At 76.2% G+C, this 16,224-nt stretch carries 19 protein-coding genes; 9 read left to right on the forward strand and 10 right to left on the reverse strand.

Going from position 1 to position 16,224, the window contains the following annotated elements:
• Nucleotides 1-6: 6 nt before the first annotated feature.
• Complete coding sequence (locus BUE37_RS17665) at nucleotides 7-789, forward strand: hypothetical protein (protein ID WP_073421633.1); 783 nt, start codon at nucleotides 7-9, stop codon at nucleotides 787-789.
• On the opposite strand, the gene BUE37_RS17670 is transcribed toward BUE37_RS17665, so the two are convergent.
• The 4 genes from BUE37_RS17670 to BUE37_RS17685 form a co-directional block, all read right to left on the reverse strand.
• On the reverse strand, nucleotides 777-1,217 hold the full coding sequence (locus BUE37_RS17670) for a VOC family protein (RefSeq protein WP_073421634.1): 441 nt from the start codon (nucleotides 1,215-1,217) through the stop codon (nucleotides 777-779). The genes BUE37_RS17665 and BUE37_RS17670 overlap by 13 nt on opposite strands.
• Before the next feature lie 9 nt (nucleotides 1,218-1,226).
• Nucleotides 1,227-2,099, reverse strand: coding sequence for a ribosome small subunit-dependent GTPase A (rsgA, locus tag BUE37_RS17675; protein ID WP_245794704.1), 873 nt, complete (start codon nucleotides 2,097-2,099; stop codon nucleotides 1,227-1,229).
• Between the two features lie 143 nt (nucleotides 2,100-2,242).
• Nucleotides 2,243-3,553, reverse strand: coding sequence for a 3-phosphoshikimate 1-carboxyvinyltransferase (aroA, locus tag BUE37_RS17680; protein WP_073421635.1), 1,311 nt, complete (start codon nucleotides 3,551-3,553; stop codon nucleotides 2,243-2,245).
• A gap of 43 nt (nucleotides 3,554-3,596) precedes the next feature.
• On the reverse strand, nucleotides 3,597-5,060 hold the full coding sequence (locus BUE37_RS17685) for an NAD-dependent succinate-semialdehyde dehydrogenase (protein WP_073421636.1): 1,464 nt from the start codon (nucleotides 5,058-5,060) through the stop codon (nucleotides 3,597-3,599).
• Nucleotides 5,061-5,207: 147 nt separating this feature from the next.
• Between BUE37_RS17685 and BUE37_RS17690 the strand changes: the two genes are divergently transcribed.
• Entirely contained in the window at nucleotides 5,208-5,954 is a 747-nt protein-coding gene (locus BUE37_RS17690) for an SOS response-associated peptidase (RefSeq protein WP_073421993.1), read from the forward strand.
• Between the two features lie 83 nt (nucleotides 5,955-6,037).
• Complete coding sequence (locus tag BUE37_RS17695) at nucleotides 6,038-7,519, forward strand: fused MFS/spermidine synthase (RefSeq protein WP_245794706.1); 1,482 nt, start codon at nucleotides 6,038-6,040, stop codon at nucleotides 7,517-7,519.
• An 82-nt stretch (nucleotides 7,520-7,601) separates the two neighbouring features.
• Here BUE37_RS17695 and ybaK read toward each other — a convergent pair whose 3' ends face one another.
• Complete coding sequence (ybaK, locus tag BUE37_RS17700; protein ID WP_073421637.1) at nucleotides 7,602-8,078, reverse strand: Cys-tRNA(Pro) deacylase; 477 nt, start codon at nucleotides 8,076-8,078, stop codon at nucleotides 7,602-7,604.
• Nucleotides 8,079-8,308: 230 nt separating this feature from the next.
• On the opposite strand from ybaK, the gene BUE37_RS17705 reads away from it, so the two are divergent.
• On the forward strand, nucleotides 8,309-9,016 hold the full coding sequence (locus BUE37_RS17705) for a sigma-70 family RNA polymerase sigma factor (protein WP_073421638.1): 708 nt from the start codon (nucleotides 8,309-8,311) through the stop codon (nucleotides 9,014-9,016).
• Complete coding sequence (rsrA, locus tag BUE37_RS17710; protein ID WP_073421639.1) at nucleotides 9,013-9,336, forward strand: mycothiol system anti-sigma-R factor; 324 nt, start codon at nucleotides 9,013-9,015, stop codon at nucleotides 9,334-9,336. Before BUE37_RS17705 ends, rsrA begins: the two co-directional genes overlap by 4 nt.
• A 59-nt stretch (nucleotides 9,337-9,395) precedes the next feature.
• Here the strand turns inward: rsrA and BUE37_RS25005 are convergent, their stop codons facing one another.
• Nucleotides 9,396-9,470: a 50S ribosomal protein bL37 gene (locus tag BUE37_RS25005; RefSeq protein ID WP_014377707.1), complete on the reverse strand. Its 75-nt coding sequence runs from the start codon at nucleotides 9,468-9,470 to the stop codon at nucleotides 9,396-9,398.
• Nucleotides 9,471-9,652: 182 nt separating this feature from the next.
• Here BUE37_RS25005 and BUE37_RS17715 point away from each other — a divergent pair, with 182 nt between their 5' ends.
• Complete coding sequence (locus tag BUE37_RS17715) at nucleotides 9,653-10,702, forward strand: biotin carboxylase N-terminal domain-containing protein (protein WP_073421640.1); 1,050 nt, start codon at nucleotides 9,653-9,655, stop codon at nucleotides 10,700-10,702.
• A gap of 68 nt (nucleotides 10,703-10,770) precedes the next feature.
• Nucleotides 10,771-10,995: a biotin/lipoyl-binding carrier protein gene (locus BUE37_RS17720; RefSeq protein WP_073421641.1), complete on the forward strand. Its 225-nt coding sequence runs from the start codon at nucleotides 10,771-10,773 to the stop codon at nucleotides 10,993-10,995.
• 3 nt (nucleotides 10,996-10,998) lie between these two features.
• Here BUE37_RS17720 and BUE37_RS17725 read toward each other — a convergent pair whose 3' ends face one another.
• Nucleotides 10,999-11,529, reverse strand: coding sequence for a GNAT family N-acetyltransferase (locus BUE37_RS17725; protein ID WP_073421642.1), 531 nt, complete (start codon nucleotides 11,527-11,529; stop codon nucleotides 10,999-11,001).
• Between the two features lie 45 nt (nucleotides 11,530-11,574).
• Here BUE37_RS17725 and BUE37_RS17730 point away from each other — a divergent pair, with 45 nt between their 5' ends.
• The gene (locus BUE37_RS17730) at nucleotides 11,575-13,074 is read left to right on the forward strand and encodes a sensor histidine kinase (RefSeq protein WP_073421643.1); all 1,500 of its coding nucleotides are present in this window, start codon (nucleotides 11,575-11,577) and stop codon (nucleotides 13,072-13,074) included.
• A 63-nt stretch (nucleotides 13,075-13,137) separates the two neighbouring features.
• Here BUE37_RS17730 and BUE37_RS17735 read toward each other — a convergent pair whose 3' ends face one another.
• Both BUE37_RS17735 and BUE37_RS17740 read right to left on the reverse strand, forming a co-directional pair.
• Entirely contained in the window at nucleotides 13,138-13,386 is a 249-nt protein-coding gene (locus BUE37_RS17735; protein WP_073421644.1) for a WhiB family transcriptional regulator, read from the reverse strand.
• A gap of 444 nt (nucleotides 13,387-13,830) precedes the next feature.
• On the reverse strand, nucleotides 13,831-14,853 hold the full coding sequence (locus BUE37_RS17740; protein WP_073421645.1) for a diacylglycerol/lipid kinase family protein: 1,023 nt from the start codon (nucleotides 14,851-14,853) through the stop codon (nucleotides 13,831-13,833).
• An 82-nt stretch (nucleotides 14,854-14,935) separates the two neighbouring features.
• Between BUE37_RS17740 and BUE37_RS17745 the strand changes: the two genes are divergently transcribed.
• Nucleotides 14,936-15,409 carry a hypothetical protein gene (locus BUE37_RS17745; protein WP_073421646.1) on the forward strand — a complete coding sequence of 158 codons (474 nt, stop codon included), beginning with the start codon at nucleotides 14,936-14,938 and terminating at the stop codon, nucleotides 15,407-15,409.
• 30 nt (nucleotides 15,410-15,439) lie between these two features.
• Here BUE37_RS17745 and BUE37_RS17750 read toward each other — a convergent pair whose 3' ends face one another.
• A complete protein-coding gene (locus BUE37_RS17750) occupies nucleotides 15,440-16,222 on the reverse strand; it encodes an HAD-IIA family hydrolase (protein ID WP_217651295.1) in 783 nt (260 codons plus the stop codon).
• Nucleotides 16,223-16,224 lie beyond the last annotated feature (2 nt).

Raw genomic sequence — 16,224 nt, forward strand, 5'->3', positions numbered from 1 at the left:
CCGCCCGTGCCCGACGCCGACGACCTCCGCGCGCTCGCCCGGTCCTCGCCGTGGCTGTTCCGCACGCTGCGGTTCACCCTCCGCACCGGGCGGTCCGACGGCGCCGTCCGGGTCCGGCTGCGGCGCCCGGACCGGCTGCGCGTCGAGACCCTGGGCGGGGACCTGCTGGACGTCGTCCACGAGTCCCCCGGCAGCGGGACCGTCGTGCTCACCTCGTGGGCGGGCGGGGTCGCCCCGGCCACCGAGCCGCCCGGGGAGCCGGTCCGGCGCCCCGACGGGCTGGTCGCCGTCCGCCCGTGGGACCGCGCGCAGGCCGAGGACCCGATGTGGCAGGACTACGGCTTCGTCGCCCTGCTGGACCCCGTCGAGTTCGCCGACGGCCGCGACCGGGACACCGGGGAGCCCGCGGGGCCGCCGCTGGAGATCGGCCCGGTCCGAGAGGTCGAGCACGGGGGCCGGCCCGCCTGGGAGGCCGTCGTCGCGACGACCGGCTCGTACGAGCCGCGCTGTGGCTGCTGCTCCCTGCTGCACGACCCGGACGTCGACCGGCTCGAGTGGGGGGAGGCGCGCGACGTCGTGTACCCGACCGCCTCCCGGATCCGGCTGGACGTCGGCACCGGCGTCTGCGTCCTCGTCGAGGCCCTCGACGGCACCTCCGCCGGCGACGGCCACGAGGTGGTGGTCGAGGCCGTCGACGAGCCGATGGCCGACGACCTGTTCGTCCCGCTGCCCCGGCCGCCGGGCCCGGGTCCGGGTCCGGCAGCCGCTCCGGGCCGTCAGTCCGGCTGAGCCAGCCGCACCGTGCCGTCGGGGTCGACGGACCAGCCGGGGTTGTGCGCGACCTCCCAGACGACGCCGTTCGGGTCGCGCACCAGCGCGTGGAAGACGCCGCCGAAGGCGCCCTCCTCGGGCGGGGTGAGCACCGTCCCGCCGTGCGCGGCCATCCGGTCGGCCAGCGCGGCGACGGCGGGCCGGTCGGCGACGTTGTGCGCCAGCGTCACCCCGGACACCTCCGGACGTGCCGGGCCGGTGCCGAGGTCGCGGGCGAAGCTCCCCGTCTCGAAGAAGGCCAGCACCGTGCCCGGCGCGACCTGGAAGAAGACGATCTCGCCGGGGACGTCGAGCAGCGGCGTCCACCCGAGGCCCTCGACGTAGAACCGCCGCGCCGCGTCGAGGTCGGCGGTGGCGAGGGTGAGGAAGTGGACCTGCTGCTCCACGGTGGCCTCCTAGTACCCCGGGCCGACCTGGCCGACGGCGCCGAGCAGCCGTCGCACGCTGGCCAGCCGCTCCTCCCGGTTGTCCGGGCCGGCCGCGGCCCAGGCGTCCAGCGCGCAGTCGGGGTCGTCGGACGAGTGCCCGCACCCGGGCGGGCACTCGACCGCGGCCTCGGCCAGGTCGTCGAAGGCGGCGACGACGTCGTCGGCGGTGACGTGCGCCAGCCCCAGCGACCGGATGCCCGGGGTGTCGATGACCGTGCCCCCGCCGGGCAGGTCGAACAGCACCGCCGACGACGAGGTGTGCCGCCCCTTGCCGATCTTGCTGACGTCGCCGGTGGCCCGGAAGGCGTCGGGCACCAGCCGGTTGACCAGCGTCGACTTGCCCACGCCCGACTGCCCGACGAAGACGCTGGTGCGTCCGCCGATCCGGTCGAGCAGCGGCTCCAGCGGCGCCTCGCGCGACATCGGCACCGCGTCCACGTCGAGCCCGGCGTAGCGGTCCAGCAGCGGCTGCGCGCTGGCCAGGTCGGTCTTGGTCAGGCAGAACAGCGGCTGCAGGCCGCCGGCGAAGGCGGCCACGAGGCAGCGGTCCAGGAAGCCGAGCGCGGGCTCCGGGTCGGTCACCGAGGTGACGACGACGAGCAGCTCGGCGTTGGCCACCACGACCCGCTCGGTGGGGTCGGTGTCGTCGGCGGTGCGCCGCAGCGACGTCGCCCGCTCCTCGATGACCACGATCCGGGCCAGGGTGTCCGGGCGGCCGGTGGTGTCACCGACGAGCCGCACCCGGTCGCCGACGACGACGCCGTGCCGCCCGAGCTCGCGGGCGCGCATCGCGGTGACCTCGACGGGGGCGCCGTCCGGGCCCTCGACGCGGACGGTCATCCGGCCGCGGTCCACGGCGACGACGAGCCCCGGGACGGCGTCGCCGTGCGCCGGGCGGGTGCGGGTGCGCGGCCGCGAGCCACGCCGGCTCGGCCGCGTCCGGACGTCGTCCTCGTCCGACCGGCTGTCGAGCCTGCGGGGGCTCAGGTGCCCACCCCGGCGGGAGCCCCGGACACGTCGGCACCGAGCACGTCGTCCCCGAGCATCGCGGCCCAGCGCTCCCGGAAGTCCGGCAGCGTCTTGGTGACCGCCTCGGGCCCGGACACCCGCACGCCGTCGACCGCGAGGCCCAGGACGGCGGCGGCGTGCACCATGCGGTGGTCGGCGTAGGAGTCGACGAGCGCGGCGCGGCCGGGGCCGGGGGTGACCACCAGGCCGTCGGGCAGCTGCTCGACCCGCGCCCCGACGGCGGTGAGCACCTCGTCGAGGGCCTGCAGCCGGTCGGTCTCGTGGCCGCGCAGGTGCCCGATGCCGGTGAGCCGGGAGGTCCCGTCGGCCAGCGCGCACAGCGCGGCGAGCACCGGGGTCAGCTCACCGACGTCGCCGAGGTCGGCCACCAGCGGCGCGATCCGGCCGGTGCCGGTGACCCGCAGCCCCTCGGGCGTGCGCTCCACCTCGGCGCCCATCCGCGACAGCAGCGCGTCGAGCTGCGCGCCGGGCTGGGTGGTGGCCGCCGGCCAGTCGGGCACGGTGACCCGGCCGCCGGTGACCAGCGCGGCGGCGAGGAACGGCGCGGCGTTGGACAGGTCGGGCTCGACGACGCGGTCCAGCGGCGCCAGCCGCCCGGGCGCCACCCGCCAGCCGCGGTCGGTGGCCGCGACGTCGACGCCGTGCTCGCGCAGCGCGGCCACGGTCATCTCCACGTGCGGCATCGACGGCACCCCGCCGGCCAGCGCCAGGTCGATCCCGTCGGCGAAGCGGGCGGCGGCCAGCAGCAGGCCGGAGACGATCTGCGACGACTCGCTCGCGTCGACGGTCACCGCGCCGCCGCGGACCCCGCCGGTGCCGTGCACGGTGAACGGCGCCCGGCCGCGGCCGCCGTCGTCGACCGCCACGCCGAGGGCGCGCAGCGCGGCGATCAGCCCGGCGTTCGGGCGCTCGCGCAGCCGCGGGTCGCCGTCGAGCCGCACCGGGCCGTCGGCGAGGGCGGCCACCGGCGGCAGGAAGCGCAGCACGGTGCCGGCCAGCCCGGCGTCGACCTCGGCGGGGCCGCGCAGCGGGCCGGGGGTGACGAGCCAGTCGGCGCCGTCCTCGTCGACCCGCACGCCGAGGGCCCGCAGCCCGGCGGCCATGAGGTCGGTGTCGCGGGCGCGCAGCGGGCGCACCACCCGGCTCGGGCCGTCGGCCAGCGCGGCGAGCACCAGGGCCCGCGCGGTGATCGACTTCGAGCCGGGCAGCGCCACCACGGCGTCGACCGGGGTGCTGCGGTGCGGCGTCGACCAGACCTGGCTCACGGGTCCATCCTGCCTGGCCCGGCCGACGCCGCTCCGCCCACGCTCAGCCGCCGACCGGGCGGTCGGCCTTCTTCACCGGCACCGTGCGGACCAGCCGCCGGTTGGCGAACTCGAACATCGCCAGCTCCGAGAGCTCGCGGCCGTAACCCGACCGCTTGATCCCGCCGAAGGGCAGCTCCGGGGAGGAACCGGTGGGCTGGTTGATCCACACCATGCCGGCCTCGAGCCGCTCGGCCACCGCGCGGGCGCGGTCGACGTCGCTGCTCATGACGGTGGCGCCGAGGCCGAAGTCGCTGTCGTTGGCCAGCGCGACCGCCTCGTCGGCGTCCTTCACCTTGTAGACGACGGCGGCCGGGCCGAACAGCTCCTCGCGGTAGGCGCGCATTTCCGGCGTGACGTCGGTGAGGATCGTCGGCTCCACGAAGGCGCCCGGGTGGTCGGGGCGCCCGCCGCCGGCGACGACCGTGGCGCCCTTGTCGATGGCGTCCTGGATCTGGGCGTGCAGGTCCTTCGCGGCGCGCTCGCTCGACAGCGGGGCCAGCGACGTCGCCTTGTCGGCCGGGTCGCCGGGGGCGAAGGTGCCGAACGCCTGCCGCAGGCCCTCGACGAAGGGCTCGTAGTTCTCCTCGGTGACGATCAGCCGCTTGGAGGCGGTGCAGGCCTGGCCGGTGTTCTGCATCCGGCCCATGGTCGCGGCCTTCACCGTGGCGGCCATGTCCTCGGCGTCGAGCACGATGAACGGGTCGCTGCCGCCGAGCTCGAGCACCGACTTCTTGAGGTGCTTGCCGGCCAGGGCGCCCACCGCGCTGCCCGCGCGCTCGCTGCCGGTGAGCGTGACGCCCTGGATGCGGGGGTCGGCGATGACCTGCTCGACGTCCTCGATGCGCAGGAACGTGTTGGTGAAGACGCCCTCGGGCGCGCCGGCGTCGGTGAACAGCTGCTCGATGGCCACCGCGCACTGCGGGGTGATCTCGGCGTGCTTGAGGATGACGGTGTTGCCCAGCACCAGGTTGGGGCCGGCCACGCGGACCACCTGGTAGAAGGGGTAGTTCCAGGGCTCGATGGCCAGCAGGGCGCCGACCGGCCGGGTCTCCACGACCGCCTCGCCCTTGCCCATGAGCGGCGTGATCGACGTGGGCTCGAGGAAGCCGGGGCCGTTGTCGGCGTAGTACTTGAGGATCATCGAGCACAGGTAGAGCTCGCCGGTCGCCTCGTCGCGGCGCTTGCCCATCTCGGTGGTGATGAGCGACGCGAGCTCCTCGCGCCGCTCGTCCATCAGCTCGGCGGCGCGGCGGACCACGGCGGCGCGGTCCTCCACCGACCGCTCCCGCCACTCCTGGTAGGCGGCGTGCGCCTTCCCGACGATCCCGTCGATGGCCTCGGTCGGCGTGAAGTCGAACTCCTTCTCGACCTGGCCGGTGAAGGGGTTGACCGTCGCGTAGCGCCGCTCGGCGGACTCGCTCGCGGTCTTCGGCTGCTCGTGCGTGGGGTTCTGGGTGGCGGTCACCTGGGTGATCCTCGTCTCTCGTCGGCGTCGACTCCACCCCCGGCCTACCCGCGGCCGCCCGGGGCAGTCGCGCCGTCGGTCCCCCCACCTAGAGTCGGGTGCGACGGGCCCGCCGTCCGGGCCCGACAGCCGCCGGGAGGACCAGCCGTGTGTGGTCGCTACGCCGCCAGCCGCCGTCCCGAGGACCTCGTGGTCGAGTTCGAGGCGGTCCCCGCCGAGGGGCAGGAGCCGCTGCGGGCCGACTTCAACGTCGCGCCCACCAAGGACGTGTACGTCGTCCGCACCAAGCGGGAGCGCGACGCCGAGGGCAGCCCCACCGGCGCCGGGCACCGCGAGCTGCGGGCGGTGCGCTGGGGCCTGGTGCCCTCGTGGGCCAAGGACGCCTCGATCGGCAACCGGCTGCTCAACGCCCGCGTCGAGTCGCTCACCGAGAAGCCGGCCTTCCGCTCGGCCGCGCGCTCGCGCCGCTGCCTGGTGCCGGCCGACGGCTGGTACGAGTGGCAGAAGCGGCTCGACTCCCCGGGCAAGCAGCCCTTCTTCATCCACCCGGCCGACGGGTCGACGCTCGCCATGGCCGGGCTGTACGAGGTGTGGGGGAAGGGCGAGGACCGCCTCTACACCTGCACCGTGGTCACCGCCCCGGCCGTGGGGGCGCTCACCGACATCCACGACCGGATGCCGCTGGTGCTGCCCCGCGAGCGCTGGGCCGACTGGCTCGACCCGTCCCGCGACGACGTCGAGGCGCTCACCGAGCCGACCCCGACGGAGGTCGTCGAGGCGCTGGAGCTGCGCCCCGTCGGCACCGCGGTGAACAACGTCCGCAACAACGGCGCCGAGCTGCTGACCCGGGTGGAGGGCGCCAGCGCCCCCGCCGACCAGCCGGCGCTCTTCTGAGGAGACCTGCCCTGAGCGAGCGCGCGCCCGCCGTCCCGTCGACCGACCCGCCCGCTCCGGCCGGCGCCGCGCTGCCCGGGTGGGTGGCCGCCGGGGTCACCTTCCTGTCCTCCGGGGCGGTGCTGGTGCTCGAGATCGTCGGGCTGCGGCTGATCGCGCCCTACGTCGGCATCACGCTGCAGACCAACACCGCCGTCATCGGCTTCGCGCTGGCCGCCATCGCGATCGGCGCGTGGGCCGGCGGCGCCACCGCCGACCGGCGCGACCCGCGGCAGCTCATCGCGCCGCTGCTGGTGGCCGGCGGCGCGCTGGTGGTCGCCGTCCTGCCGCTGGTCCGCTTCGCCGGGTCGTTCCTCACCGGGGCCGACGCCGGGAGCGTGCTGCTGCTGGCCGCCGTGGCCGTGGTGGTGCCCGCCGCGCTGCTGTCGGCGGTGCCGCCGATGGTGGTCAAGCTGCAGCTGGCCTCGCTCGACGAGACCGGCGCGGTGGTCGGGAAGCTGTCGGGCATCGGCACGCTCGGCGGAATCGCGGCCACCTTCGCCACCGGGTTCGTGCTGGTCGCGGTGTTCCCGAGCAGCGGCATCCTCGTGGGCACCGGGCTGGTCACCGTGCTCGCCGGGATCGCGGTGTTCGTGCTGCTGCGCCGCTCGGCCCCCGCCGGCGCCGGGCGGCTGCCGGCTGCGCTCCTGCTGCTCGCGGTGGCCGGGTCGCTGCTGGCCGCGGTCGCGCCCACGCCGTGCGAGGAGGAGACCGCCTACCACTGCGCCCGCGTGGTGGCCGACCCCGAGCGGGAGACCGGCCGGGTGCTGGTGCTCGACACGCTGCGGCACAGCTACGTCGACCTCGCCGACCCGACGTACCTGGAGTTCGAGTACGTCCGCGCGATCGCCGCGGTCACCGACGTCCTCGCCCCGGCCGGGCAGCCGCTGTCGGCGCTGCACCTCGGCGGCGGCGGGGCCACGGTGCCGCGCTACCTCGCCGAGGTGCGGCCGGGCACCACGAGCCGGGTGCTGGAGGTCGACCCCGGCGTCGTCGAGATCGACCGCGAGCGGCTCGGGCTCGAGGAGTCCGCGGAGCTCGAGGTGCGGGTCGGCGACGCGCGGGTGGGGCTGGCCGACGAGGACGCCGGCACCCGCGACCTCGTCGTCGGCGACGCGTTCGGCGGGCTGTCGGTCCCGTGGCAGCTGACCACCGTGGAGGCGCTCGGGCTGGTCGACCGCGCGCTCACCGACGACGGCGTCTACGTCGCCAACCTCATCGACCACCCGCCGCTGTCGTTCGTCCGCGCGGAGCTGGCGACCATGCGCGAGGTGTGGCCGTCCGTGCTGCTGCTGGCCCGGGCGCCGGTGCTCGCGGGGGAGGACGGCGGCAACCTGGTCGCCGTCGCCTCGCACCGGCCGCTCGACGAGGTGGCGCTGGCCGAGGCGCTGCTGGCCCAGGACTCCACGTGGCAGGTGGCCTCGGCCGACGAGGTGGCCGCCTTCGCCGGCGACGCCCGGGTGCTCACCGACGACGCCGCGCCGGTCGACCAGCTGCTCACCCCCTACGGCGCCCCGGACGCCTGACCAGGAGGACTCTTCCGGTCCACGCGGCCTCCCTGCAGGGGCCCGCCGCGAGCGTGCGAGTGGTGGGGGGCAGGGAGGTCCTTCAGCAGCGGCCGATCGGGGCGGTGCGGGCACGGGTGAGGCGCACCAGCTCGGCTGGCGGCAGCTCCACCTGCAGGCCGCGGCGGCCGGCGCTCACCATGACCGTCGCGAACCCCAGCGCCGAGTCGTCGACCACCGTCGGCAGCGCCTTGCGCTGGCCGAGCGGGCTGATCCCGCCCAGCACGTAGCCGGTGGTCCGCTCGGCGTCGGCGGGGTCGGCCATCGCGGCCTTCCGCCCGCCGGCCGCGGTGGCGAGCGCCTTGAGGTCGAGGGTGCCGGCCACCGGGACGACGGCGACGGTCAGGACGCCGTCGACCCGGGTGACCAGCGTCTTGAACACCTGGCGCGGATCGGCGCCCAGCGCGGCCACCGCGGCCTCGCCGTGCCCCTGGTCGGAGGGATGCTCCGGGTCGTAGGGGTGCAGCGTGTGCGCCACGCCGGCCTTCTCCAGAGCCCGCACCGCGGGGGTCGCCGCCACGGCCGGGCAGCGTAGCCAGCGCCTCCCCGCGGCGCCGCCGGGTTCCGCAGGTGGACGGCCCGGCGGGGAATGACGCCCCCGGGGGGACCGTTGCAGCGACCGTGAGCAGCACCGTCTCCCTCGCCCGCACGCGGGCCTCGCGCCGGCGGCCCCCGGGCCGGCCCGACGCCGCGCGACTAGGATCGTCTGACGTGGTCGCCCGCACCCGGGCGCCGCAGAGAGGACGGTCGGTGCCTGAGGAGTCCGCGGGCGGGAACCCCGCCGTCGAGCCCGTCGAGACGCAGGTCCCGGGGGCGCCGGTGGAGGTGCCGGAGGCCCGCGAGGGCGGCAGCCGCACCGAGGTCGCCGAGACCCGGGCCGAGCGCGACGCCCGCTTCGAGCGCGACGCGCTGCCCTACCTCGACCAGCTCTACCCGGCGGCGCTGCGGATGACCCGCAACCCCGCCGACGCCGAGGACCTGGTCCAGGAGACCTTCGTCAAGGCCTACTCCGCGTTCCACCAGTTCGCCGAGGGCACGAACCTCAAGGCCTGGCTGTACCGGATCCTGACCAACACCTACATCAACAGCTACCGCAAGAAGCAGCGTCAGCCGCAGCAGTACCCCACCGACCAGGTGCAGGACTGGCAGCTGTACGCCGCCGAGGAGCACAGCTCCAGCGGGTTGCGGTCGGCCGAGATCGAGGCGCTGGACCACCTGCCGGACTCCGACATCAAGGAGGCCCTGCAGCAGCTGCCGGAGGACTTCCGCCTGGCGGTGTACCTCGCGGACGTCGAGGGCTTCGCCTACAAGGAGATCGCCGAGATCATGGGCACGCCCATCGGCACGGTGATGTCCCGGCTGCACCGCGGCCGGCGGGGCCTGCAGAAGCTCCTGGCCGACTACGCCCGCGAGCGCGGCTTCGTCCGCGCCGGCGCCGCCGAGGAGGGCCGGTCGTGACCACCGACCACGAGCACGCCACCTCCTGCGACGACGTCCTCTCGCACGTCTTCGAGTTCCTTGACCACGAGACCGACGACGCCCGCCGGGCCGTCATCGCCGAGCACCTCGAGGACTGCTCGCCGTGCCTGCGGCAGTTCGGCATCGAGCAGGAGTTCAAGGCGCTGGTCCGCCGCCGCTGCGGGGGCGACCCCACGCCGCTGGGCCTGCGCGACCGGATCAAGCTGCAGCTGACCACGGTCTCCTTCGACGAGGACGGCACGCACGTCAGCGTCGAGCAGGTGAGCACCGAGGTGGTCCGGGTCGACCTCGAGGACTGACCCCGCACGCGACAGCGCCCCGCACCGGACTCCGGTGCGGGGCGCTGCTGCGTTCGCGCTCAGGCGTTGGGGCGCTTGCCGTGGTTGGCCTTGTTCCCCTTGCGGGAGCGACGCTTGCGTCCGCGCTTGGACATCGCTGCCCTCCTTCCTCCGTCGTCGGGTCGCGGTGCGCCGGGAGGCGACCGCCGGGTCTGCCTCCAGGGTCCCACAGGCGGGGGAGAGCGCCCCGGCCGGTGCGGCGGGTGTCGGGGGCGGGGGGCACGATGAGGGCAGCCGGGACGACGGGGACCCGGCTCGGGACGGGGAGGACCGGAGCGTGGCGCAGCACGGGATCGAGAGCGTGCTCGTGGCGGGGCGGGGCCCCGCCGCCTGTGCGGTGATCGCGGCCTGCTCCCGGCTCGGGGTCAAGGCGGTGGCCGTCTACTCGGAGGCCGAGCGCAGCGCCCGGCACGTCCGCCTGGCCGACGACGCCGTGCTGCTGGGCCCCGCGCCGGCGGCGGAGTCCTACCTCGCCGTCGACCGGGTGGTCGAGGCCGCCCGCCGCAGCGGCGCGGGCGCGGTGCTGCCCGTGCCGCCGGCGCTGGCCGGCAACGCGTCGCTGGCCGCCGAGGTCGCCGCCGCCGGGCTGACCTGGGTCGGGCCGCCCGCCGAGGTGCTCGAGCGGCTCGGCGGCGACGGCGTGGAGCCCGCCAGCGAGCACGGCCTGCTGGCGCTGGTCACCGAGGAGGGCCTGCGCTACCCGACGGCGGTCGCCCGTGACCGCGCCGCCGGCATCGCCCGCGTGTCCTGGACGCCCGACCCGGCCGGCGAGGTGCCGATGGGCGCGAAGCGGCTGGTCGACGTCGGCTGGCGGGGGCTGGTCACCGTCGGTGTCTCCGAGGACGGCGAGCTCGGCGAGGTCGCGGCCGGGTTCTCCCTCGACATGGCCGTCCTGGAGCGCGCGCACCGCGTCGACGCCGTCGACCTGGCGCTGGCCACCGCCGCGGGCCGCCGGGCGCCGCGCCGCCGCACGGCCGAGGAGCACCCGCCGCGGGCCGCCGTCGCCGTGCAGCTGCGCTCCACGCTGGCGCCCGGACGCGCGGGCCGGGTCACCGGCCGGTTGCCCGCCTCCGGGCGGCTGCGCGGCGCCGCGGGCGAGACCGAGGTGGTCGCGGTCAGCGGCTACGACCCCGGCGACCGCCTCGACCCCTGGTACGACGCGCTGCTGACCACCGTCAGCGCCGGCGCGGCCGACACCGCCACCGCGGCCCGCGCCGCCGGTGCGGCCCTGTCGGACCTGCCCGACGCCGGCGTCCCGCACGACGGCGCTGAGGTGTGCGCGGTCCTCGACCGGCTGGCCGCGGGCGACCCGGCGCCGGGCGCCTGAGGCCCGCTCCCGCCGCCGCCGGGGACCCGGCCTGGTTGGATGGGGTCTCCGAACCGAGGGGGTGCCGCGTGGCGGTCGAGGAGATCCACGCCGAGATGGTCTCCAGCGTCTGGAAGGTCCTCGTCGCACCGGGGACCGAGGTCGCGGCGGGGGACACGCTGGTGATCCTCGAGTCGATGAAGATGGAGATCCCCGTGCTCACCGAGCGCGCCGGCGTCGTGCAGGAGCTGCACGTCGTCGAGGGCGAGGTGCTGCAGGAGGGCGACCTCATCGCCACCGTCGGCGACGCCTGAGGCTCACAGCTCCAGCGCGTACACCAGCAGGTCGATGCCCGGGCGCGGGCTCCAGTCGCGCTCCGGCAGCCGGGTGAAGCCCAGCCGGCCGTAGATGCGGTGCGCGGCGGTCATCCGCGGGTCGGTCGAGAGGACCATGAGCCGCTTGCCGGCGGCCCGTGCCCGGTCGAGGCAGGTGCGCACCAGCGCCTCGCCGACGCCGCGCCCGCGGGCCGCGGGGTCGACGACGAGCATGCGGAACGCCGCCTCGTCGTCGGAGCCGGTGACCTCGCCGAAGTCGCCCTCCAGCACGAGGGCCACCGCGCCCACCACGACCCCGCCGTCGCGGGCCACGAGCAGCTGCGAGCGGCCCGCCCGCCCGGCGACGTCGGCCAGCTCCGCCTGGTACTCGTCGGAGGCGAGGCGCTCGTCGCGGTAGACGCCGGCGGTGAGCTCCGCGATGCGCGGCCAGTCGGCGGGGACGGCGTCCTCGACCCGCACGGGCGACGGGACGGCGGAGGGGACCGGGGAGGGGAGCGGGGAGGGGAGCGCCACGTCCGCCGAGCCTAGGCAGCGGCCCCACCTACGCTCGGGGGCACCATGAGCACCCTCTCCGAACGCCTGCACCGCGGCTCGGCGACCGCCCCCTCTCAGGTCGACCACGCCCGGCGCCTGGTGGCCGACTGGCAGCTGCTGGCCGACCTGGCCTTCGCCGACCTCACGCTGTGGGTGCCCCTGCGCACCGGCGCGTGGTGGTGCGTGGCGCAGGTGCGGCCGCTCACCGCGCCGACCAGCCAGCCCGAGGACCTGGTGGGCAGCGAGGTCGACGGCCCCGGCGCCGACGCGTTCCGGCTGGCGCACCGCGAGGGCCGCCCGGTGACCGAGGGCGACGTCGACTGGTCGGGCACCGCGCCCCGTCGGCGGGAGATCATCCCGGTGCGGCACGACGGCGTCGTCGTCGCGGTGCTGGCGAAGGACACCAACCTGGCCGTCACCCGGTCGCCGTCGACGCTGGAGCTCACCTACCTCGACATCGCCGCCGACCTCTGCCTCATGGTCTCGGCGGGCACCTTCCCGCCGGAGAAGCTGCTCGACGCCGAGATGAGCCCGCGGGTGGGCGACGGGCTGGTGCGCCTGGACGCGTCGGGGCGGGCCGTCTACGCAAGCCCCAACGCCCTGTCGGCCTACCGGCGGCTCGGGGTGACCGGCGACCTCGTCGGGGCGGACCTGGCGAGGCTGACGCGCTCGGCGGCCTGGGACCGGGTGGCCGGCGAGGCCGCCGCGGCGGGGATCGCCGCTGCCGTGGCGGGGCGGTTCCCCGACCCCACCGACGTCGAGGGGGCCTCGGCGGTGCTGCTGGTGCGGGCGCTGCCGCTGCAGGCGCCGGGCGCGGAGGAGGGCGCGCTGGTCCTGGTGCGCGACGTGACCGACCTGCGCAGCCGCGACCGGGCGCTGCTCACCAAGGACGCGACGATCCGCGAGATCCACCACCGCGTGAAGAACAACCTGCAGACGGTCGCCGCGCTGCTGCGGCTGCAGGCGCGCCGGATGACCGAGCCGGCGGCGCGCGCGGCGCTGGAGGAGTCGGTGCGCCGGGTGGCCTCGATCGCCGTCGTGCACGAGACGCTGGCGGGCAGCCGGGAGGACGTCGTCGACGTCGACGACGTCATCGACCAGGTGCTGCCGATGCTCGGCGACCTCACCTCGATCGGCCCGGCGGCGCGCACCCGGCGGGTGGGGCGCTTCGGCGAGCTGCCCGCGGCGACGGCGACGCCGCTGGTCATGGCGGTGACCGAGCTGCTGCAGAACGCCGCCGAGCACGCGTTCCCCGCCGACGGCCCGCCCGGCTCGATCGAGCTGGTGGCCGAGCGCGACGGCGACGACCTGGTCGTGCGGGTGCGTGACGACGGCCAGGGGCTGCCCGAGGGGTTCGACCCGGCGCACAGCGAGGGGCTCGGCCTGCAGATCGTGCGGACGCTGGTCACCAGCGAGCTCGGCGGCGCGCTGCACGCCACCACCCCGGCCGACCCGCCGGGGCCCGGCCGCCCCGGCACCGAGGTCGTGCTCGAGCTCCCCAACGCCGGCCGCGACCGCCGCTGAAACGGCCGCGAGGCCGGTCCCCCGGGTGGGGAACCGGCCTCGCGGCGTGGTGGTGCGGGTGTGTCAGGCGCGGACGCGGGTCCGGGACTGGCGGCGCTTGAGCGCGCGCCGCTCGTCCTCGGAGAGCCCGCCCCACACGCCCGAGTCCTGGCCGGATCGCAGGGCCCAGTCGAGGCAGGACTCCACGACGGAGCAGCGACGGCACACGGCCTTCGCCTGCTCGACTTGCACGAGGGCGGGGCCGGTCGTCCCGATGGGGAAGAACAGCTCCGGGTCCTCGTCCCGGCAGAGGGCGCGGTGGCGCCAGTCCATGTCGGTGCACTCCTCGGTGTCGACTACGTTGTGCGTGCGGATCGCTGACCACGGGCCGCTCGCGCGGGCGCGACACCGGTTGCCCAGCGCCTCGTTCCAGCGACCGCCTGCCGTTTGTTACCGGCAGGTTGCTTTCCTCTCGCGATGTTTTCACCTGAGGACCGCGTGTCAAGCGCGTGAGGGTCTCGGGTCGACCCCGCGTGAGCAACCTCACCACGGGCGTGCTAGGGCCGCCACTCGGCAGTGCCGGGTTCGTTGACAGGCGCTCCGCGACGTGCGTGAGGGACGCCCGCCACCCCTCCGCCGCCCGTCCGCGCGGACCTCGCCGCACGGTGCCCGACCTCGCGCTGCGGGGCGAGGTCGGGCACCGCGACGCGAGGTCGGACAGGGGCGCGGGAGGCCGCGGCCGGGCCGGGCAGCGAGCCCGGACGCCCGGCGCGGGGATCAGGCGACGACGGACAGCGCCGCGGGCACCGAGCGCACGCGCAGGCCGGTCGCGGTGCCCAGGTGGTCGCCGTCGAGCTGCCAGCCCTGCGGCCGGGACGCAGTGAGGGTGACCCCGTCGAGGTCGTGCAGGCGGTGCACGCCGCGGCCGCGCGCGTCGGGACGGCGGGCCAGCACCTGGCGGGAGTGGTGCAGCATCCGCAGGACGCCCATCCGGCCCATCGCGAACACGTCCAGCCCGGTCTCGAAGGAGGCCTGCGGGCTGGGGTTCACCGGCCGGGCGCCCAGGTAGGTCCACGGGCTCACGTTGGAGACCAGGCAGAGGAAGAGCCCGTCGAGGTCGGGCTCCCCGGGCCGGGTCAGCGTCATCGCCGGGCGCCGCCGCTCGCGGCCGAGCACGAACGCGCGGGTGGCCTCCCGGACGTAGAGCGCCCCGGTCGAGCGCCGGCCGCGTGCCCGCTGCGCCTCCACGCGGGCGATCACGTCGGCGTCGAAGCCGAGGCCTGCGGCGAAGACGAACCACCGCGGCCCGGTCCACCCGTCGTGCTCGGCCGCGCCGGCCTCGGCGGCGGCCACGGCGACGCGCTCGTCGACGCCGCGGGCGGGGGTGGTGCTCGCGCCGGTGGCGCTGGCGGTGCCCAGCGACACCCGCCGTGTCCGGCCCGCGCGCAGCGCGTCGAGGATCTCGCCGGTCGCCTCGACCGGGTCGCGGGAGCGGCCCAGCGCCCGGGAGAACACGTTGGTGGAGCCCCCGGGGACGACGGCGAGGGTGGGCACGTGCGCGCCCGGGCCGTCGGTGAGCAGGCCGTTCACGACCTCGTTGACGGTGCCGTCGCCGCCCAGCGCGACGACGACGTCGAAGCCCTCGGCCAGCGCCCGGTGCCCGAGCTCGCGGGCGTGCCCGCGGTGGGTGGTCTCCGCGAGGTCGACCTTCAGCTCGCTGGCCAGCGCGCCCACGAGCACGTCGCGGACCCGGCCGTTCGTCGTCGTCGCCGCGGGGTTGGCCACCACGAGCGCACGCATGTGGTCAGGCTAACCAGCACCCGGGCCGCTGACCGGCACGGACGCGGCCGGTGCGTTCCTGCTGACGCGTAGCCTCGCTCGTGTGACGGAGGAGGACACCCCGCGCCGCCCCGGCCGGGCCGAGCGGCTCTTCGGCGGCGCCGCGCAGCCCTCGTCGCGCCCGCCCCGGCCGCCCGCCCCCGAGGCCCCGTCGGCGGTCCGGCGTGCGGCGCTGGTGGCCGCCGTCGAGGCCGCGCTGCTGCTCGGCGGCGCGCTGGTGATCCTCTGGCTGACCCTCACCAGCGACCCCGACAGCGTCGGCCGGGCGCTGGCCGAGGTCGTGTACGTGGCCCTCTTCGGCGTCGCCCTGGCCTTCGCCGCGGCGGGGCTGCGCCGGCTGGCGGGGTGGTCCCGAGGCCCGGTCGTCGTCCTGCAGCTGCTGCTCGGGCTGTTCGGCTACAGCACCGCGTTCCCCGGCGGCCAGCCGCTGCTCGGCATTCCGCTCATCGTGCTGGCGCTCACCGAGCTGTACCTGCTGGCCACCCCCGAGGCGCGGCTGGCGTTCCTCGACCGCTGACCGCTGACCGCTGACCGCCGGCGCGGGCCGTCAGACCAGGTCGACGACGTCGGCGATCGAGTCGAGCACCCGGCTCGGCCGGAACGGGAACTGCGCCACCTGGGCCGCCGTCGTGGAGCCGGTGAGCACGAGGAAGGTCTCCAGGCCCGCCTCGATGCCGGCCACGACGTCGGTGTCCATGCGGTCGCCGATCATCACGGTGGTCTCCGAGTGCGCCTCGATGCGGTTCATGGCGCTGCGGAACATCATCGGGTTGGGCTTGCCGACGAAGTAGGGCTTGGCGCCGGTGGCGGCGGTGATCAGCGCGGCCACCGACCCGGTCGCGGGCAGCGGGCCCTCCGGGGAGGGGCCGGTGACGTCGGGGTTGGTGGCGATGAACCGGGCGCCCGCGTCGACCAGCCGGATCGCCCGGGTGATCGCCTCGAACGAGTAGGTGCGGGTCTCGCCGAGCACGACGAAGTCGGGCGCGGTGTCGGTGAGGGTGTAGCCGGCCTCGTACAGCGCCGTCGTCAGGCCCGCCTCGCCGATGACGTAGGCCGAGCCGCCGGGCAGCTGGGTGGCGAGGAAGTCCGCCGTCGCCAGGGCCGACGTCCAGATCGACTCCTCGGGCACCTGCAGGCCCGACCGCGACAGCCGGGCGGCGAGGTCGCGCGGCGTGAAGATCGAGTTGTTGGTGAGGACGAGGAAGCGGCGCCGCCGCTCCACCAGCCGGGCGAGGAACTCCGCCGCCCCCGGTAGCGCCTGCCCCTCGTGCACGAGGACGCCGTCCATGTCGGTGAGCCAGCACTCGGCGGGCCCGCGCTCGATCGTCACGC

Source organism: Geodermatophilus nigrescens (assembly GCF_900129495.1).
GTDB lineage: Bacteria > Actinomycetota > Actinomycetes > Mycobacteriales > Geodermatophilaceae > Geodermatophilus > Geodermatophilus nigrescens.

Bases quoted from the DNA above. Each gene is read 5' to 3' on its own strand.
- rsgA (WP_245794704.1), bottom strand. From the start codon at position 2,099: ATGACCGTCCGCGTCGAGGGCCCGGACGGCGCCCCCGTCGAGGTCACC.
- BUE37_RS17730 (WP_073421643.1), top strand. From the start codon at position 11,575: ATGAGCACCCTCTCCGAACGCCTGCACCGCGGCTCGGCGACCGCCCCC.
- BUE37_RS17735 (WP_073421644.1), bottom strand. From the start codon at position 13,386: ATGGACTGGCGCCACCGCGCCCTCTGCCGGGACGAGGACCCGGAGCTG.
- BUE37_RS17740 (WP_073421645.1), bottom strand. From the start codon at position 14,853: ATGCGTGCGCTCGTGGTGGCCAACCCCGCGGCGACGACGACGAACGGC.